Genomic DNA, 16,337 nt, shown 5'->3' with positions numbered 1-16,337 from the left:
ATGGAAGCTATTAGTAAAAAACCTTTACAACTAAACCCTATAAAACTATCGCAGCCAATGGGAGCGATGCTCTTCTTTTTAGGAATAAAAAACTGTATGCCATTGATGCATGGAGCTCAAGGTTGTGCTTCATTTACAAAAGTATTTTTTACAAGACATTTTAATGACCCAATTGCTGTTCAAACAACAGCTGTAAATGACATAACTGCTGTTATTGATGGTGGAGATTATGCTATTAGTGAGAGTATAAAAAATATTACTAAAAAAGTAAAACCAGATTTAGTTGGTCTTTTTACAACTGGACTTACTGAAACAAAAGGTGATGATATAAAAGGTGCAACTTTACTTGTAAAAGACCAACAACTAATGGTTTACGTAAATACACCTGATTTTGAAGGCTCAATTGAGAGTGGTTTTGCAAAAGCAGTTGAAGCTACTATTGATCAACTTGTTGAAAAAGATAGTGAAATAGATACAAATAAAGCACTAATTATCCCAAATGTAAATCTAAAACCAATAGAAATAGAAAAAATCAAAGATACTATTTCACTTTTTGGATATGAAGTTTTTGCACTTCCAGATTTGAGTGAATCACTTGATGGTCACTTAGGTTTAAAACAAGGAGCTTTAAGTAGTGGAGGGATAAGTGTTGAAGATATTAAAAAACTTGCTACTTCTCATCTTGTAATAACAGTTGGTCAAAGTGTTCAAAAAGCTGGGCAAAAAATGCTTGAAAAAAATGCAAATATAAATCTATTTCATTTTGACTCTTTAGGTGGTTTAGAACAAAGTGATAAATTTTATAAGATGTTATGTAATCTAAAAAAAATCTCTCAACCACACCCTAGTATTGTTCGATGGAGAAAAAGATTACAAGATGCACTTTTGGATACTCACTTTGCAATAGGAAGTTCAAAAGTAATATTAGCTCTTGAACCTGACCAAGCAATAAGTATTGCAAATACGATTATTGAAGCAGGTGCAACTATAAAAGCTATAGTTACTACTCATAGAAATGATTTATTAGATGAAATCCCATGTGAAAATCTTTTAATTGGAGATTTTGAAGATGTGGAATCATTTTTGCAAGAAAGTGATCTATTAATATCAAATTTCCATGGGGAAAGACTTACTATAAAACATAAAAAAGCTTTGATGTTAAGAGGTTTTCCTGACTTTGAAGGTTTAGGAAATCAACTTAAAAATGATGTTTTATATGAAGGAAGTGCTTATTTACTTTTTGAATTGGCAAATTTGATAAATCATCACAAATATGGAGTTAACCATGAGCATTAATCCAAATTTTCAATTAGTTCCAATTACACCAATAAAAATGTTAAACGAAAGTACAAAACTACTTGGTCTTCCAAAATTGCAAGCTCAAGTTATTTTATCTTTACCAAATATTTTAGAGTTTAATGAAAAATTAAAAGAGAGCATAAATTTTTCAAAGGACAAAATTGAGTGTTTTATCATAACTTCAAGCTCAAAAAATGAGATAGAAGAGTTAGCACAAAAATATGAACTAAATAAATCATATATCTCAAATGATTTTACATCTTTTGCAAAAACATTTAATCTAAAAGATGAAAAAAACAATCTAGTTAGGTCAATAATGATGATAAATAAAGATTGTCAAATAATACACAAGGAAATTTTATAAATGGAAATCACATACAAAAATAATAGTTACACTTTAGGTAAAAAAGAGAGAAAAGTTGAGGGTGAAGCACCTGCAATTAGAGTTAAAATGTTAAATGATGAGGTAAAAGTGATTGGACTTATGGCACCTTCTGTTCAAGTTATGATTACTTTAAATGATGTAAATAAATACGACTCTGACTTACACCAAATAATAAACAGCACAAAAAGAAAAGTTTTTCCTTATATCATCACTTCAAGTGCAAATGAGATTATTGAAGATGTTGCTGAAAAGTTTGCTTTAGATAGAAGTTTTATCTCAAATGACTTTGTTGATTTTTCAAATAAATTTGGAGTAAATATAAATGACTCTATGCTTGCAAACTCTATTTTTGTGATTGATAAAGAGGGAGTTATAAAATATAAAGAGATTCCAACTGATTTAGATGATGATTTTAAAATGGAAGAGTTTTCTATTACTTTAAATGAAGTTGTAAACTTCAAACCAAAAGGGCACACACACGAAAATTGGATGGGTGTTTAAAATGACAAGTGAATTAAAAAAATGGTTAGAAGAGAATGAGTATGATTTAACAAACTTAAATAGTGTTGGAAAATATGGAAACTCTGCTCTTATGAAAGCCTGTCGTGAAGGAAAAATAGAGTTAGTAAATGAACTTTTATCTTTAGGAGTTGATTTAAACATCAAAAATGTTGATGGAAATTCTGCACTTTGGAACTCATGTTTTGCAAACTCTTATGAGTGTTTTGAAGCTTTGATAAAAGCAGGAATTGATATAGATTCACAAAATGTAAATAATGTAACTGCCTTGATGTATTGTGCAAGTGCAGGAAAAGAGAGATTTGTAGAACTTCTTTTGGATTATGGTGCAAATAAAGAGTTAAAAAGTTTAGATGGTTTTAAAGCAATTGATTTGGCGGTTACTTCTAATATCGTAAGACTATTAAGAAATGCAAAAGTTTTATGATAAAACTGATATTAATGCAAAAAAATATCTAACAGGCTCTAGTTTTATAGATTATAGAACTCAACCAAGAGCCTTTAAAAAATTCCCAACTTTTTTTTTATCTTATGATTTAGATGAATTTGAAGAGTTAAAATTTATCAAAAATATTGGGAAAATTACAGCATCTAAAACCTATGGAAATGTGAAAGTAGATTTAAGAGCAAATCCAAGTGCTGGTGGTTTATATCCAAGTGAAATTTATATTCAACTTCGTGGAATAAAATCTTTAGTAAATGGAATTTATCACTATGAAGCACTTGAAAATAGGCTCACTTTAATCCATGAATTAAGTAATGATGGAGTTGAATTTTATTTTGAAGATAAAACTCAAAAAAAAATCATCTTCTTAATAAGTAATGCCTATTTTCGTTCAGCTTGGAAATATGAAAAAAGAGCTATAAGATATATTTTACTTGACAGTGGTCATCTTTTGGGTTCTATTTATGCTGCTTTAGAGCTTGAAAATTTACCTTTTAATATAAATTTTAATTTTGATAAAAAGAGTTTAAATGAAGATTTTTCATTTGATAATTTTGAAGCCTTTTATACTTCTGTTTTTACTCAAATACATAAAGAGTTGGAGTGTAAAAAACTAAGAACTCAAATAGTAAATGTATGCGCTTGTGATTACCAGTTAAAAGAGAAGTTTATCGAAGAGTTTTATGAAAATTCTTTAAAAGATGATTTTCCTATTGTTTCAAATATAGAGTTCTTAAAAGGGATAAAAAAAGAGGATTTACAAAAAGCGATAGATACTCGCCGTTCAATTAGAGCTTTTAAAAAAGAGCCGATTTCAAAAGAGGAGTTTTTGTTTATTACAAAAGATATTTTTGAATTTGCACAAAAATATGAAATAGAGATTTATTTTATAAATAACAATATTAAAGAGATGAAAAAAGGTCTTTACAAAAATGTAGAACTTCAAAAAGAGGGCGATTTTAAGGAGATTGCAACAAAACTTGGTTTAAATCAAAAACTTTCAGGAGATAGTGCAGTTACACTCTTTTTTACTTCAAAAAATAGTGAAAATATTTTTTATTTATATATCTTAAGTGGATTTATTTCACAAATTTTATATCTTCGTTCAACTCTTCTAAATATCTCTTGTAGTGGTCTAGGTGCCTATTTTGACGACCTTTCTAAAGAGTTTTTAGAGACTTCAAACAATATTTTTTATCTTTTTACAATAGGAAAATAAAACAAAAAAAGTTGTGGAACACTAATTGCATATAGCTCTTTATATATAAATATAGGATGTCACATGAAAAGCATTAAAATAAAATCAAATGAACCCTCAACTGGTAATCTAAAAGTTGCCTTTGCAACTAGCGATTTAGAAAATATTGATTCACATTTTGGAAGTGCTAAGCAATTTGCTGTTTATGAAATAGGGAAAGACCTTACTAACGTTTGCGAAATCATAAAAATTGAAGATAAAGATACAGATAAAACTGTTGAACTTTTAAAAGATATAGATATTGTTTATTTTACAAATATTGGAGCAATTGCAGCTGCAAAAATTATAAATAGTGGAATCTTTCCTATCAAATATAAGGAGAGTGTTTCAATTGAAGAAGAAATAAAAAAACTAACAACTATGCTAAATACAAATCCACCTCCGTTTATTAAAAAAATCATTGAAAAAAAGGCTGCATAATGGACGCTAAGAAACTATTTATAGATACATTAATTGGTCAGATTAGAGCCTTAGACCAATTTGGAACTTGGGCAAATAAAAGTGATAAAGACTTAATAGAAGAGAAATATATCAAAACAAAAGAGGATTTAAAAAATATCCCTATTATTGCTGATATTGATGAGATGCAAATCAAAGATATAAGACTTATCTATCAAGCTGTTGCACTTGCCTTTGAAAAACTAACAGGAATTATGTGTTCTGTTGTTATGGAGATGAGTCACGAAGGTTTTGGAAGAGTTGTTGTTTTCACAGATAAAATCGTTATTTGTGAAAAATTCTTCAAAGATGCGCATAGATTCTCATTTAGAACTTATGAGGATTTAGAAAAAGAGGGTGAAAAATACCTAAATAACGCACAAGAAACTTACAATAAATATAAAAACGTATAAGGATTGAGAAATGTCAAGTATGGGAATATTTTGTGGAACAGCTGGTGGAACATCTATGAAAGTAGCTAAAGCATTAGCTAAAGAGTTTGAAATAGATGAAGATGACGTAATAAATATGGAAGAAGATTATGATGATTTAGAGCAACTTCAAAACTATGACATTTTGTTCATAGGAAGTTCTACTTGGGGACAAGGAGATGTTCATTTCTCTTGGGTTGATGTTCAACTAGAACTTCAAGATGAGAAGCCAGATTTATCTGGAAAAACAGTAGCTTTCTTTGGAGCAGGAGATAGTGTAAAACATGGAGAACAATTCTGTTCAGCATTAGGGAAACTATATAAAACTTTTACAGATTTAGGAGCAACTGCTGTTGGATTTGTGGATAAAGATGAATATAAATATGAGTTTTCTTTAGCTGAAATGGATGGAAAACTATGTGGTTTAGCTATTGATGACCACAATGAAAAAGGTAAAACTAAAGAGAGAATTAAAAATTGGGTAGAACAATTAAAAGGCGAATTAGACCTATAAAAGGATGAATTATGGGAACTGTAGAAGAATTTTATAAATTAAGAGATACGGAAGATTTCTTTAACTTTTTTGGTATTGAATTTGACCAAAAGTTAATAAATGTAAAAAGATTTCATATGATGAAAGAGTATGGAAGTTTGATAAAAAAAGGTTTAGATTCTATTTCAGAAGAGAATAAACTTTTAGAATTTTTAAAATTTTCTCTTTTAAGAGTTTATGGAGATTACAAAACTGGGCACTCTCCAAGTGCAGCTGAAGTTTGGAATATGTATGAAACTGGGAAACTAGAAGGTTGTTCTTCTTGTGGTTCTAGTTCATCATCTACAGGAGGAAGTTGTGGCTGTTGATCATAAACAAATCGTAGATGCAAATACTTTTTTGCATGATAGCGTAACTGCGAACCGTTCAGGAAGAGATGAAGAAGTTGCAAAATTTGGTATAGGACAAAAAGTACAACTTCTTGAAGATGTAAAAAATGATGGAACTTACCCTCATGCACCAATTGGAACAGTTATGGTTCAAAAAGGGGCAATTGGATATATCAAATCTATTGGGGAATTTTTACAAGTAATTAGAGTGTATGAAGTACATTTTTTAGATGTAAATGCACTTATTGAAGTTGTAGGTTGTAGGGAACATGAACTACTTGCAATGGAAGATTATAGAGATGAAGTTCAAGAAGAGTTAGAATTTATGAGAAAACATAGGGAGAAATACTACTCAAAATAGTATTTCTTCTCAAGTCAAATGAAAGGGTTTAAAGAACCTTATCACTTGGCTTGATAAGGTTTTATTACAAGTCTAAAAAAAGGTAGGAGGAAAATATGGCAAAAGTAATTTTTATGCATTTTGACATGGAAACTGACGGAGTGTACGAAGGTAAGATAGGTGAACCTATTGTTAGGTTAGCAAAGGAAAAGAAGATTCCTATTCCTTTCGCAGTTGATGGTGACTATTCTAATTGTTTAATTTCTGTTGAAAACTTGAGTAATGAAGAACCAACAAGTTATATGGAAGATGAAGAGTTAGACATCTTAGTTAAACTTGGAGCTATTAGTTCAAAAGAGGCAGAGCAATGCCAACAATTCACAATTAGCCCAAAAATCAGAATTGCACCAATGATGTTAATCAAAGGTGATATTTTAGTAAAACCATTCAAATTAAAATAAGGAATAGAAAATGACAACAAGAGTAGAAATAGTAAATGATTTTTTAGCAATCAATGTAAAACCAGGAAGTACAATTCAAGATGTAGTTGAAGCATCTGGTTCAGCTTTACCATTTGGTTGTAGAGATGGTCAATGTGGAACATGTTTAGTTTCAATTGAACAAGGTATGGAATTTATTTCTGAAATTAACGAAAAAGAGAAAAAAGTAATTGCTGAAGCTGGTGCTGGAACAAACACTGAAAAAGCAAGACTTTCTTGTCAAATGAAAATAGTTAAACCAAACGGTGTAATTAGAATTAAGTATTAAAAAATATACTAAAGGAGTGTCCAAATTCATTTTGAATTTGGGCATAATAAAATCATGGCAAACACATTATCTATATCAACAACACAAAAACAAAATCTAAACCTTTCGTTAAAGTTATGGCTTCCAATGCTACAAACTTCGATACAAGATTTAGAATCATACCTTACTAATTTATCGTATGAAAATCCATTTTTGGAAGTAAAAAAACCAAAAGAGTTTTATAACAATTTTACCTCAAATGGAACAAGTGGTGAGTTTATTGAATCACTTGCATTTTATACAAATTCATTAAATGATAAATTGAGTGAGCAAATAGAAGATGATACACTATTTCCTACACCAAATTCAAAAAAAGTTGCACTTGAAATTTTGTGTGATATTGATGAAAATGGTTACTTTGATGGAGATATTGAAAAAATTGCCGACACATGTAATGTATATAAAGAGTATGTTGAATCAATTCGACAAAGATTTTCAAGATTAGAACCAAGTGGAGTTGGTGCACTTAATATCGAAGAATCGTTTTTATTTCAATTGGATTCAATGGATAAAGATATTGATGATGAATTATATAATTTCACCAAAAAAATTATCAAAGATATAGCTCATATTGATAAATATGCAACACATCATAGATTTAATGATGCAAAAGATATTATTAAATATTTTAATAATCCCCCTGCAATTGATTATATAAATGATAACGTTCAAGTAATTCCTGATTTTTTTGTTGAGATAAATGAGGATATTGATATTAGAATCAATAACTCATACTATCCAGATATCAAAGTAAAAAATCCTTTTAATACAAAAAATGAAAATATAAAAGAGAAACTAAAAGAGGCAAAAGATTTAGTGAATCTATTAAATCTTAGAAAAGCAACTTTATATAAAATTGTTTTAATTATCGTAGAAAAACAAATCTCATTTTTTGTAGGAGGAGAGTTAAAACCTTTTTCTATGCAAGAGATTGCAACAGAGTTAGGTTTTGCAGAATCTACAATTAGTAGAGCTGTTTCAAACAAATATATTGAGTGTAACTTAGGAACTTTTCCTTTAAAATTCTTTTTTACAAATGCTGTTGATAAAGATTTATCATCATCTCAAATAAAAAGTTATATAAAAAGTTTGGTTGATTATGAAAATAAAGATGAACCTTTAACTGATGAAACTATCTTAGAATTTATTGAAGAAAAATTTGGTCTAAAAATGGTTAGAAGAACTATTACTAAATATAGAAAAATATTAGATATTCCATCTTCTAAAGAACGAAAGAAACTCTACAAGGTAGAAAATTTATAAAAAAAGTTTCACGTGACACACTTTTTATAGAATTAGTTTATAATAACGATTATAAAAAAAGGAGTTTCATGGATAATCAATATCATAATTTGTTATCAACATTATTTAATGAATCTCTTGATGCAATTTTAGTTCTTGATTTAAAGACACAAAAATTTATCTTATCTAATCAAAAAGCTTTAGAATTATATAACTACACAAAAGAAGAGTTTAAAGAGATTACTCCAAAAGATTTGACTTTAGAATTTATAACTCCTGAAGAGATGGAAAAAAGACAAAAAAACATTTTGGAAAAGGGTTGGGATAAATTTAAAACAAAACATAAAACAAAAGAGGGAAATCCACTAGATGTTTTAATCAAAAGTAAAAAAATTGAGTTAGTTCCCGAATCTCCATTATTATATATAACAGTAATTAATTTGGGAAAAGAACAAAAAATCGAACAAGAGTTTGAAACGATATTTTATAGCTCAAAAGATGGAATTGCAACTATTGATTTAGATGGAAATTTTATAAAATTTAATGACTCTTTTAAACAATTGAGTGAATATAGCTACAAAGAACTTATGAACATTTCAGCGTTAGAACTATTTTCAAAAGAGAATAAAGAAAAAATCAAAGAGTTAATAACTCAAGTAATTAAAAAGAAATATATAGAAAACTTTGAAACTACATTTATTACAAAATATGAAAAATCAATGATTATTTATATCACAATGAATTTAATGCCAAATCAAAAAGAGATTTTATTAATTATCAAAAACTTTACTCATTTAAAACTTATCGAATTAGAAAAAAAATTCAAATCTTTAAATGAATTAATTCAAAATATTTCACATCAATGGAAACAACCACTAAGTACAATTTCAATTATTGCAAGTGGAGTAAAATTACAAAATGAATTAAATTTATATGATGTTTCAAACTTAGACCAAGATATGAACAAAATTGTAGAAATAACAAATTATCTATCAAATATAATCAATAATTTTGATGATATGGCTTTTGAGAATCTTGAAAAATCTTATAGTATTTGTCAATTAGTAAATGAAATTTTGCATGATATGAAAAAAGTTATAAATAAAAATCAAATAACTATTGTAACTGACTATAAAATTGATAATAAAGTATTTATAGATAAATTTAGATTCGCTGAAGCAATTAAAAATATTTTAAATAATTCAATTGAAGCATTTATTGAAAACAAAATTGATAATAGAATTATCACTATAAAAACAGAAGATATTAATAGTCATCTTAGATTAAAAATTGAAGATAATGCTGGTGGAATAGATGAAAAGATATTACGAAAAATATTTGAACCATATTTTACAACTAAACATCAAAGTCAAGGCACAGGTTTAGGATTAACAAACACCTATAAAATAATCGTAGAAATGCACAAATATTCACTATCAATTGATAATTGTCAAATAATTTTTAACAATAAAAAATATAAAGGCTTATGTGTAGCTATAACTTTTTAAAGTAGGATTTATAAAAAAAATCCTACTAAAATAGTTAAAATTCCTAAAATCATCAATAAAATAAAACTTGAAAAAGTCTTATCTTTTCCAAACCATAAAGTATAAATTGCTTTTAAAATATTATTACTTCCAGAAGCTATTATAATTGCTGAAGCTATTTGAACTGGTTCAATAGAATATTTACCTGTTAATAAAGACAAAATAAAAGGGTCAATATCTGCAAATCCAATAATTGAAGATAAAAATCTTAGTCCATTTGTACCAAAATTTTCAATTACATAATTTGTAACTAACATTGTCATAATAAACAAAATTGCAAAAATAAATGCTGTTCCCAATTCTAGTGGATTTGTATCTTTTATTGTTATATTATTTGTAGTTGTAGATGCTTTTTTATAATAAATATATGTAACAATTATTGTCAAAAAGATAAAAAAAACAAAAGGAAACAAAATTGTTTTTGCTACTTCAAAATTGAAAATATATGAAATTATAAGAATTCTTATATACATCATTGTTGTTGCAGCAATTATTGAAGCTGTAATTATGTGATTTAGTTCAAGAGTTTGTGCCTTTTTTGATAAAACAACAGTTGTTGCTGTTGAAGAGTAAGTTCCTCCAATTAATCCAGTTAAAAAAATTCCTTTTGAAGGGAAAAGATATTTTTGAACTAAATAACCAGCATATGAAATTCCTGAAATTACAACAACAGTTAACCAAATTTTATAAAGGGAAATTCCTAAATAAGGGATTATTTTTTCTTCGGGTAAAAGTGGTAAAACAACAGCTGAAAGTAAAACCATTTTTCCTAAAGTTTCAAATTCGTAGATATTTATTTGCATATTAAAATTTAAAATCTTTTTCTTCGCATTTAATAAAAAGATTGTTAAAACAAAAACTAAAGAGGTAAGCCATAAAGGAAAAAGATTTGACAAAGGTCCAAAACTATAAACAATCAATAAAACCAAATATAAAACTATACTATGTTCTTTTTCTTCCAATAACTTTTTATAAAAAAGGGAAAACAAAAATGTAATTCCAAGAAAACCCACAATATAAACGGAAAAATTAACTGGTTCAATTTTGTATAAAATAAATCCTAATATTCCAACAAAAGTGAAAGTTCTAGCTGTCCCAAAAAAGAGTATATCTTCTGAATGAAATTTTAATTTATAAGCTCTTAGTTCTAATCCAATTAAAAAACTAAACAAAATTGTAAAAAGTAGATGAGTGAAAAGTGAATCTATTATCATATTTTGTTAATCCTTTTTTAATCCATATAACAAATTATACATTTTTGAAACTATATTTGCTTCAAAAATTTTCAAAATATCTCCAATTAAAATCGGATAAAAATTCTCCTAAAAATAAATTACAAAATTTATTTCATAAATATAATCCCTATTTTAAGGGTTTTTTGAAAAAAATTTAAAAATTTTCAAGAAATTTTTTTCTGTGGAACACTAGATGCAATAATGATTTTCGTAAACATAACAATCAAAGGAGATAAAATGTCAGCATTAAGACAAATCGCGTTTTACGGAAAAGGTGGGATTGGTAAATCTACTACATCTCAAAACACATTAGCAGCTATGTGTCACTATTATGGTCAAAAAATATTAATCGTTGGATGTGACCCAAAAGCGGATTCAACAAGATTAATTTTACATGAAAAAGCTCAATCTACAATTATGCAATTAGCTTCTGAAGCTGGAACAGTTGAAGATTTAGAATTAGAAGATGTATGTAAACCAGGTGCTGGTGAATTCCACTACGATAACAATGAAATAACTGAAGGTTATATCAATTGTACTGAGTCAGGTGGACCAGAGCCAGGTGTTGGATGTGCAGGTAGAGGAGTTATCACAGCAATCAATTTCTTAGAAGAAGAGGGTGCTTATGATGACGAATTAGATTTCGTTTCTTATGACGTTCTTGGAGACGTTGTATGTGGTGGATTTGCTATGCCAATTAGAGAAGGTAAAGCACAAGAAATCTACATCGTAATGTCTGGAGAAATGATGGCTATGTATGCAGCTAACAACATTTCTAAAGGTATTTTAAAATATGCAAATACTGGTGGGGTAAGACTTGCTGGATTAATTTGTAACGCTAGGATGACAGATAAAGAGTACGATTTAGCTAAACACTTAGCAATGCAAATTGGTACTCAAATGATTCACTTCGTTCCAAGATCTAACCACGTTCAAAGAGCTGAGTTAAGAAGAATGACAGTTGTTGAGTTCGCTCCATCATCTGACCAAGCTATGGAATACAAAGAATTAGCAAGAAAAATCATTGCTAATGATTTAAAAGTTATCCCAACTCCATTAGAAATGGATGATTTAGAAAACCTATTAATGGAATTCGGTTTAGAAGAAGAAGCTGATTTAGATAATATCGGTAAAAAAGCTGAAGAAGCTTAATTAAATTAAAAAATAAATAAAAAATAGTAGTAAGGAGAAAATCATGTTTATATGTGGATACCACTTCCCAGCAAGTGAAGGAAATAACGTTAGTTTTGAGAAAGTTATCGAAAAAGTTCAAGAAGGTATTGATGCTACAGGGAAAACTGTAACTTTAACAAGTGAAACAAGAGAAGGTGTTAAATTAGAAGAACTTTCTGTGCCAGCTGGTACTTTTTTACACACAGCTTTAGTTGATTATTATACAAACACAGAATGTGCACCTAAAGATGATTTCAAAATGATTTATTACACAAATAAATACCAAATTTCTGAAATTTCAAAAAGCGTAGATGGTGATTCAACTAAAGATATTTGTAAAAAATTAGATGATATGAATCTATACAGAGTAAAAGTAGCGTAAGCTACTTAACTCTTATATAAAGAGGAGAAAACTATGGGACCAGAAACATTAGAAAGTCTACAAAAAGAAGCTCTTGCTGAAGTACTTGAATCATATCCTGAGAAAGTAAAAAAAAGTAGAGCAAAACATTTAGGTATTGATTCACCAGAAACTTCAAAAGGTTCTTGTGATACAACAAAAAGTAATAAACAAACCGTTCCAGGTGTTATGTCACAAAGAGGTTGTGCATATGCAGGTTCTAAAGGGGTTGTTTGGGGACCAATTAAAGATATGATTCATATCTCTCATGGACCAATTGGGTGTGGACAATACTCAAGAGGTGGTAGAAGAAATTATTATATTGGAACAACTGGTATTGATACATTTGTTACAATGAACTTCTCTACAGATTTTAATGAGAAAGATATCGTATTTGGTGGAGATAAAAAACTTAAAAAAGCACTAGCTGAAATTGATGAATTATTTCCATTAAATAATGGTATTTCAATTCAATCTGAGTGTCCGATTGGATTAATTGGAGATGATATTCATGCAGTTGCAAAAGTTTATAAAAAAGAGTCAGGAACTCAAACTATAGCTGTTTCATGTGAAGGATTTAGAGGGGTTTCTCAATCACTTGGTCACCACATTGCAAACGATATGATTAGAGATTATATCATGCCTGATAACTCTTATAAAAAAGATTTCGAATCAACTCCTTATGATGTATCAATTATTGGAGATTATAACATCGGTGGAGATGCTTGGTCAACAAGAATTATATTAGAAGAAATGGGATTAAGGGTTATTGCTCAATGGTCTGGAGATGCTACTTATAAAGAGTTAGCAATTGCACCTAAAGCAAAATTAAATTTATTACATTGCTATAGATCAATGAACTATATCGCAAGACATATGGAACAAGAATTCAACATTCCTTGGATGGAATATAACTTCTTTGGACCAAGTAAAACAACTGAGTCTTTAAGAAAAATTGCTTCATTCTTTGATGAATCAATTCAAGAAAAAACTGAAGCTGTTATCGCTAAATATACGGCTATGACTGATGCTGTTATTGCAAAATACAGACCTTTATTAGAAGGTAAAAAAGTTATGCTTTATGTTGGTGGATTAAGACCAAGACACGTTATTGGAGCTTATGAAGATTTAGGAATGGAAGTAATTGGAACTGGTTATGAGTTTGCTCACGGTGATGATTATAAAAGAACTAAAGACGAAATCGAAAGATCAACACTTATTTATGATGATGCAAATGAGTATGAATTAGAAGCTTTCGTTAAAAAATTAAGACCAGACTTAGTAGCAGCTGGAGTAAAAGAGAAATATGTATTCCAAAAAATGGGATTACCATTTAGACAAATGCACTCTTGGGATTATTCAGGACCATACCATGGTTATGATGCATTCGCAATTTTCGCTAGAGACATGGATTTAGCAATTAACTCACCAGTATGGAACCACACAAAAGCTCCATGGGAAAAAGAAGCGTAAGGAGAAGGCTATGCAAGACGTTGAAAACATTGTAAATGGACAAAAACTATTTTTAAAACCTGAATATCAAGAAGTTTTAAAAAACAAAAAACAATTTGAAAGTGCGGCTGGTGCTACATCACCTGAAAGAGTTGCTGAAGTTCAAAAATGGACTGAATCTTGGGATTATAGAGAAAAAAATTTAGCTAGAGAAGCAATCACTGTTAATCCAGCTAAAGCTTGTCAACCTTTAGGTGCTGTTATGGTAGCTTTAGGATTTGAAAATACTATGCCTTACGTTCATGGAAGCCACGGTTGTGTTGCGTATTTTAGAACATATTTTACAAGACACTTTAAAGAACCAACTCCTTGTGTTTCAGATTCTATGTCTGAATCAGCAGCAGTATTTGGTGGATTAGCAAATATGAAAGATGGTTTAAGAAACTGTAATGCTTTATATAAACCAGAAATGATTGCTGTATCTACTACTTGTATGGCAGAGGTTATTGGAGATGACTTAAATGCATTTATTATTGGAGCACGTGAAGAAGCTGAAGGTGAATTAGATAATATTTTAATTCCTCATGCACATACTCCATCATTCGTTGGATCTCATATTACTGGTTATGATAATATGATGAAAGCAACTTTAGAGCAATTATCTGAAGGTGTTACAAAAGAAGTAGATGCAGAGAGAATCAACATAATCCCTGGATTTGAACCATATTTAGGTTCATTAAAAGAGATTAAAAAAATCTCTAAAATGTTTGGTGACAAAATCATTATGATTGGTGACCATGAAGAACAATGGGATACTGGTGCTGGTGAATATACACTATATGCTGGTGGAACTAAAATTGCTGATGCTAAAACTGCAATTAATGCAGCTGCAACAATTAGCTTACAAAAATATTCAACTATTTTAACAGCTAAAACAATTAAAAATAAATGGAAACAAAAATATGAAGTTTGTAATCCTATTGGTTTAAGTGGAACTGATGGATTCGTTATGAAACTTGCTGAATTAACTGGTAAAGAAGTACCTGAAGAGTTAAAACAACAAAGAGCAAGATTAGTAGATGCAATGCAAGATTCATATCCATATATGCACAGTAAAAAATTTGCTATCTGGGGAGATCCTGACTTCTTATTAGGAATGGTTTCATTCTTAGTTGAAATGGGAGCAATTCCAACTCACATTCTTTGCCACAATGCGCCAAGAAAAGGTTGGGAAGAAGATATGCAAGAAATCTTATCTAAATCTCCAAGAGCAGCAGAGTGTAATATCTGGGCAGGAAAAGATTTATGGCATTTAAGAAGTTTACTATTTACAGAACCTGTAGATTTTATGATTGGAAATGTTTACGGAAAAGAATTATATAGAGATACAAAAATCCCATTAATTAGAATTGGATTCCCTATCTTTGATAGACATCACTTACACAGATATTCAATTAGTGGATATGAAGGTGGTATCAATCTTCTAACATGGATTACAAATAGTATTTTAGATCACTTAGATGAAGAGACAAAAAATATTGCTGAAACAGATTATTTCTTCGATTCAGTAAGATAATTTTAAAACTAGAAGTTTTTACTTCTAGTTTTTTTTAATTTATCGTTATATATTAAGTTATATAATGATAAAATTTTTTCGTTATCGTTATATACTTTAAAATATAGCCAAAAGGATTTATGTGGAAATATCATCAAATTTGACATTAGAGATTTTTAATCAACCTTTTTTATTAGAAAAAAGAATCGATTTATTAATGGCAATACAAAAAACTGGTTCTATTAGTAAAGCTGCAAAAGAGGTACCAATGAGTTATAAAGCAGCTTGGGAAGCAGTAGAAGCTATGAATAATTTATCTATTAGTCCAATTGTACAAAGGGAAACAGGTGGTGTTGGAGGTGGAGGAACAACACTAACAACTTATGGAGAAAATCTTCTTCAAACTTATCACTTACTAAAAGAAGAACAAAAAAAGTTTCTTGAAAATCTAAATAGAATGACTGATATAAATACAGGGACTTTAAAAGCAATAAGGAGATTATCAATGCAACTAAGTGCAAGAAATCAAATAAGTGGGATTGTAGAATTAATAGAACATGGAAAAGTAAATGCAGAAGTATTTATTAAACTAAAAAGTGGTTACACACTTGTTTCAGTAATTACAAATACAGCTGTTAAAAATCTTGACTTAAAACCAAAAGATGAAGTTGTTGCAATATTCAAATCAAGTAATGTTTTACTTACAACTGATATTACTTTAAATATTAGTGCAAGAAACAAATTTCAAGGTGTAGTTGATAATGTTTTTCAAGGTGAGATAAATTCAGAAGTGATTATGGATATTGGAAATGGTGACAAAATCGCTTCAATAATCACAACAAATTCAGTAAATAACTTAGGTCTTAAAACTGGTACAAATTTGAGTGCAATAATAAAAGCCTCAGACATTATGATAGGAAAATAAGGAG

At 28.9% G+C, this 16,337-nt stretch carries 20 protein-coding genes; 19 read left to right on the top strand and 1 reads right to left on the bottom strand.

Features of this window, described 5'->3' with window-relative positions:
* From nifN to AELL_RS00135, 14 genes are all read left to right on the top strand, one after another.
* Window positions 1-1,296 carry a nitrogenase iron-molybdenum cofactor biosynthesis protein NifN gene (gene nifN, locus AELL_RS00200; protein ID WP_118916002.1) on the top strand — a complete coding sequence of 432 codons (1,296 nt, stop codon included), beginning with the start codon at window positions 1-3 and terminating at the stop codon, window positions 1,294-1,296.
* Entirely contained in the window at window positions 1,286-1,663 is a 378-nt protein-coding gene (locus AELL_RS00195; RefSeq protein ID WP_118916001.1) for a hypothetical protein, read from the top strand. The genes nifN and AELL_RS00195 overlap by 11 nt, the downstream gene beginning before the upstream one ends.
* Window positions 1,664-2,185 (top strand): thioredoxin domain-containing protein, encoded by a 522-nt coding sequence (locus AELL_RS00190; RefSeq protein ID WP_118916000.1) that lies wholly within the window; start codon window positions 1,664-1,666, stop codon window positions 2,183-2,185.
* 1 nt (window position 2,186) lies between these two features.
* Window positions 2,187-2,630, top strand: coding sequence for an ankyrin repeat domain-containing protein (locus AELL_RS00185; protein ID WP_118915999.1), 444 nt, complete (start codon window positions 2,187-2,189; stop codon window positions 2,628-2,630).
* A complete protein-coding gene (locus AELL_RS00180) occupies window positions 2,614-3,867 on the top strand; it encodes a SagB family peptide dehydrogenase (protein ID WP_118915998.1) in 1,254 nt (417 codons plus the stop codon). The genes AELL_RS00185 and AELL_RS00180 overlap by 17 nt, the downstream gene beginning before the upstream one ends.
* Before the next feature lie 63 nt (window positions 3,868-3,930).
* Window positions 3,931-4,326: a nitrogen fixation protein NifX gene (nifX, locus tag AELL_RS00175; protein WP_118915997.1), complete on the top strand. Its 396-nt coding sequence runs from the start codon at window positions 3,931-3,933 to the stop codon at window positions 4,324-4,326.
* Window positions 4,326-4,757, top strand: a complete 432-nt coding sequence (locus AELL_RS00170; RefSeq protein WP_118915996.1) for a NifX-associated nitrogen fixation protein — start codon at window positions 4,326-4,328, stop codon at window positions 4,755-4,757. Before nifX ends, AELL_RS00170 begins: the two co-directional genes overlap by 1 nt.
* Before the next feature lie 10 nt (window positions 4,758-4,767).
* Complete coding sequence (locus AELL_RS00165) at window positions 4,768-5,289, top strand: flavodoxin (protein ID WP_118915995.1); 522 nt, start codon at window positions 4,768-4,770, stop codon at window positions 5,287-5,289.
* 11 nt (window positions 5,290-5,300) lie between these two features.
* Window positions 5,301-5,636, top strand: a complete 336-nt coding sequence (locus AELL_RS00160; protein ID WP_118915994.1) for a nitrogenase-stabilizing/protective protein NifW — start codon at window positions 5,301-5,303, stop codon at window positions 5,634-5,636.
* Window positions 5,626-6,018, top strand: a complete 393-nt coding sequence (locus AELL_RS00155; protein WP_192941204.1) for a nitrogen fixation protein NifZ — start codon at window positions 5,626-5,628, stop codon at window positions 6,016-6,018. The genes AELL_RS00160 and AELL_RS00155 overlap by 11 nt, the downstream gene beginning before the upstream one ends.
* Before the next feature lie 95 nt (window positions 6,019-6,113).
* Window positions 6,114-6,458: a hypothetical protein gene (locus AELL_RS00150; protein ID WP_118915993.1), complete on the top strand. Its 345-nt coding sequence runs from the start codon at window positions 6,114-6,116 to the stop codon at window positions 6,456-6,458.
* A 10-nt stretch (window positions 6,459-6,468) separates the two neighbouring features.
* A complete protein-coding gene (locus AELL_RS00145; RefSeq protein ID WP_118915992.1) occupies window positions 6,469-6,765 on the top strand; it encodes a 2Fe-2S iron-sulfur cluster-binding protein in 297 nt (98 codons plus the stop codon).
* 54 nt (window positions 6,766-6,819) lie between these two features.
* A complete protein-coding gene (locus AELL_RS00140; protein WP_118915991.1) occupies window positions 6,820-8,067 on the top strand; it encodes an RNA polymerase factor sigma-54 in 1,248 nt (415 codons plus the stop codon).
* Between the two features lie 68 nt (window positions 8,068-8,135).
* Window positions 8,136-9,554: a PAS domain-containing sensor histidine kinase gene (locus tag AELL_RS00135; protein WP_118915990.1), complete on the top strand. Its 1,419-nt coding sequence runs from the start codon at window positions 8,136-8,138 to the stop codon at window positions 9,552-9,554.
* 8 nt (window positions 9,555-9,562) lie between these two features.
* Here AELL_RS00135 and AELL_RS00130 read toward each other — a convergent pair whose 3' ends face one another.
* Window positions 9,563-10,807, bottom strand: a complete 1,245-nt coding sequence (locus AELL_RS00130; RefSeq protein ID WP_118915989.1) for an MgtC/SapB family protein — start codon at window positions 10,805-10,807, stop codon at window positions 9,563-9,565.
* A gap of 258 nt (window positions 10,808-11,065) precedes the next feature.
* On the opposite strand from AELL_RS00130, the gene nifH reads away from it, so the two are divergent.
* The 5 genes from nifH (at window position 11,066) to AELL_RS00105 (ending at window position 16,333) form a co-directional block, all read left to right on the top strand.
* The gene (gene nifH, locus AELL_RS00125) at window positions 11,066-11,980 is read left to right on the top strand and encodes a nitrogenase iron protein (RefSeq protein WP_118915988.1); all 915 of its coding nucleotides are present in this window, start codon (window positions 11,066-11,068) and stop codon (window positions 11,978-11,980) included.
* Between the two features lie 43 nt (window positions 11,981-12,023).
* Window positions 12,024-12,383, top strand: a complete 360-nt coding sequence (locus tag AELL_RS00120; protein ID WP_118915987.1) for a hypothetical protein — start codon at window positions 12,024-12,026, stop codon at window positions 12,381-12,383.
* Between the two features lie 33 nt (window positions 12,384-12,416).
* Window positions 12,417-13,874, top strand: coding sequence for a nitrogenase molybdenum-iron protein alpha chain (gene nifD, locus AELL_RS00115; RefSeq protein ID WP_118915986.1), 1,458 nt, complete (start codon window positions 12,417-12,419; stop codon window positions 13,872-13,874).
* 10 nt (window positions 13,875-13,884) lie between these two features.
* A complete protein-coding gene (nifK, locus tag AELL_RS00110) occupies window positions 13,885-15,429 on the top strand; it encodes a nitrogenase molybdenum-iron protein subunit beta (RefSeq protein WP_118915985.1) in 1,545 nt (514 codons plus the stop codon).
* 121 nt (window positions 15,430-15,550) lie between these two features.
* Window positions 15,551-16,333: a TOBE domain-containing protein gene (locus AELL_RS00105; protein WP_118915984.1), complete on the top strand. Its 783-nt coding sequence runs from the start codon at window positions 15,551-15,553 to the stop codon at window positions 16,331-16,333.
* Window positions 16,334-16,337: the final 4 nt, after the last annotated feature.

Source organism: Arcobacter ellisii (assembly GCF_003544915.1).
GTDB classification, from domain to species: domain Bacteria; phylum Campylobacterota; class Campylobacteria; order Campylobacterales; family Arcobacteraceae; genus Aliarcobacter; species Aliarcobacter ellisii.
The sequence above is the reverse complement of the archived record's forward strand: the minus strand, read 5'-3'. Positions and strand labels throughout refer to the sequence as shown.

What these genes read in the sequence shown, in the direction of transcription:
- AELL_RS00120 (WP_118915987.1), top strand. Translation starts at nt 12,024, where the DNA reads ATGTTTATATGTGGATACCACTTCCCAGCAAGTGAAGGAAATAACGTT.
- AELL_RS00135 (WP_118915990.1), top strand. Translation starts at nt 8,136, where the DNA reads ATGGATAATCAATATCATAATTTGTTATCAACATTATTTAATGAATCT.
- AELL_RS00170 (WP_118915996.1), top strand. Translation starts at nt 4,326, where the DNA reads ATGGACGCTAAGAAACTATTTATAGATACATTAATTGGTCAGATTAGA.
- AELL_RS00190 (WP_118916000.1), top strand. Translation starts at nt 1,664, where the DNA reads ATGGAAATCACATACAAAAATAATAGTTACACTTTAGGTAAAAAAGAG.
- AELL_RS00160 (WP_118915994.1), top strand. Translation starts at nt 5,301, where the DNA reads ATGGGAACTGTAGAAGAATTTTATAAATTAAGAGATACGGAAGATTTC.
- nifH (WP_118915988.1), top strand. Translation starts at nt 11,066, where the DNA reads ATGTCAGCATTAAGACAAATCGCGTTTTACGGAAAAGGTGGGATTGGT.
- AELL_RS00180 (WP_118915998.1), top strand. Translation starts at nt 2,614, where the DNA reads ATGCAAAAGTTTTATGATAAAACTGATATTAATGCAAAAAAATATCTA.
- AELL_RS00195 (WP_118916001.1), top strand. Translation starts at nt 1,286, where the DNA reads ATGAGCATTAATCCAAATTTTCAATTAGTTCCAATTACACCAATAAAA.
- nifK (WP_118915985.1), top strand. Translation starts at nt 13,885, where the DNA reads ATGCAAGACGTTGAAAACATTGTAAATGGACAAAAACTATTTTTAAAA.
- AELL_RS00150 (WP_118915993.1), top strand. Translation starts at nt 6,114, where the DNA reads ATGGCAAAAGTAATTTTTATGCATTTTGACATGGAAACTGACGGAGTG.
- AELL_RS00185 (WP_118915999.1), top strand. Translation starts at nt 2,187, where the DNA reads ATGACAAGTGAATTAAAAAAATGGTTAGAAGAGAATGAGTATGATTTA.
- nifN (WP_118916002.1), top strand. Translation starts at nt 1, where the DNA reads ATGGAAGCTATTAGTAAAAAACCTTTACAACTAAACCCTATAAAACTA.
- nifD (WP_118915986.1), top strand. Translation starts at nt 12,417, where the DNA reads ATGGGACCAGAAACATTAGAAAGTCTACAAAAAGAAGCTCTTGCTGAA.
- AELL_RS00140 (WP_118915991.1), top strand. Translation starts at nt 6,820, where the DNA reads ATGGCAAACACATTATCTATATCAACAACACAAAAACAAAATCTAAAC.
- AELL_RS00165 (WP_118915995.1), top strand. Translation starts at nt 4,768, where the DNA reads ATGTCAAGTATGGGAATATTTTGTGGAACAGCTGGTGGAACATCTATG.
- nifX (WP_118915997.1), top strand. Translation starts at nt 3,931, where the DNA reads ATGAAAAGCATTAAAATAAAATCAAATGAACCCTCAACTGGTAATCTA.
- AELL_RS00145 (WP_118915992.1), top strand. Translation starts at nt 6,469, where the DNA reads ATGACAACAAGAGTAGAAATAGTAAATGATTTTTTAGCAATCAATGTA.
- AELL_RS00130 (WP_118915989.1), bottom strand. Translation starts at nt 10,807, where the DNA reads ATGATAATAGATTCACTTTTCACTCATCTACTTTTTACAATTTTGTTT.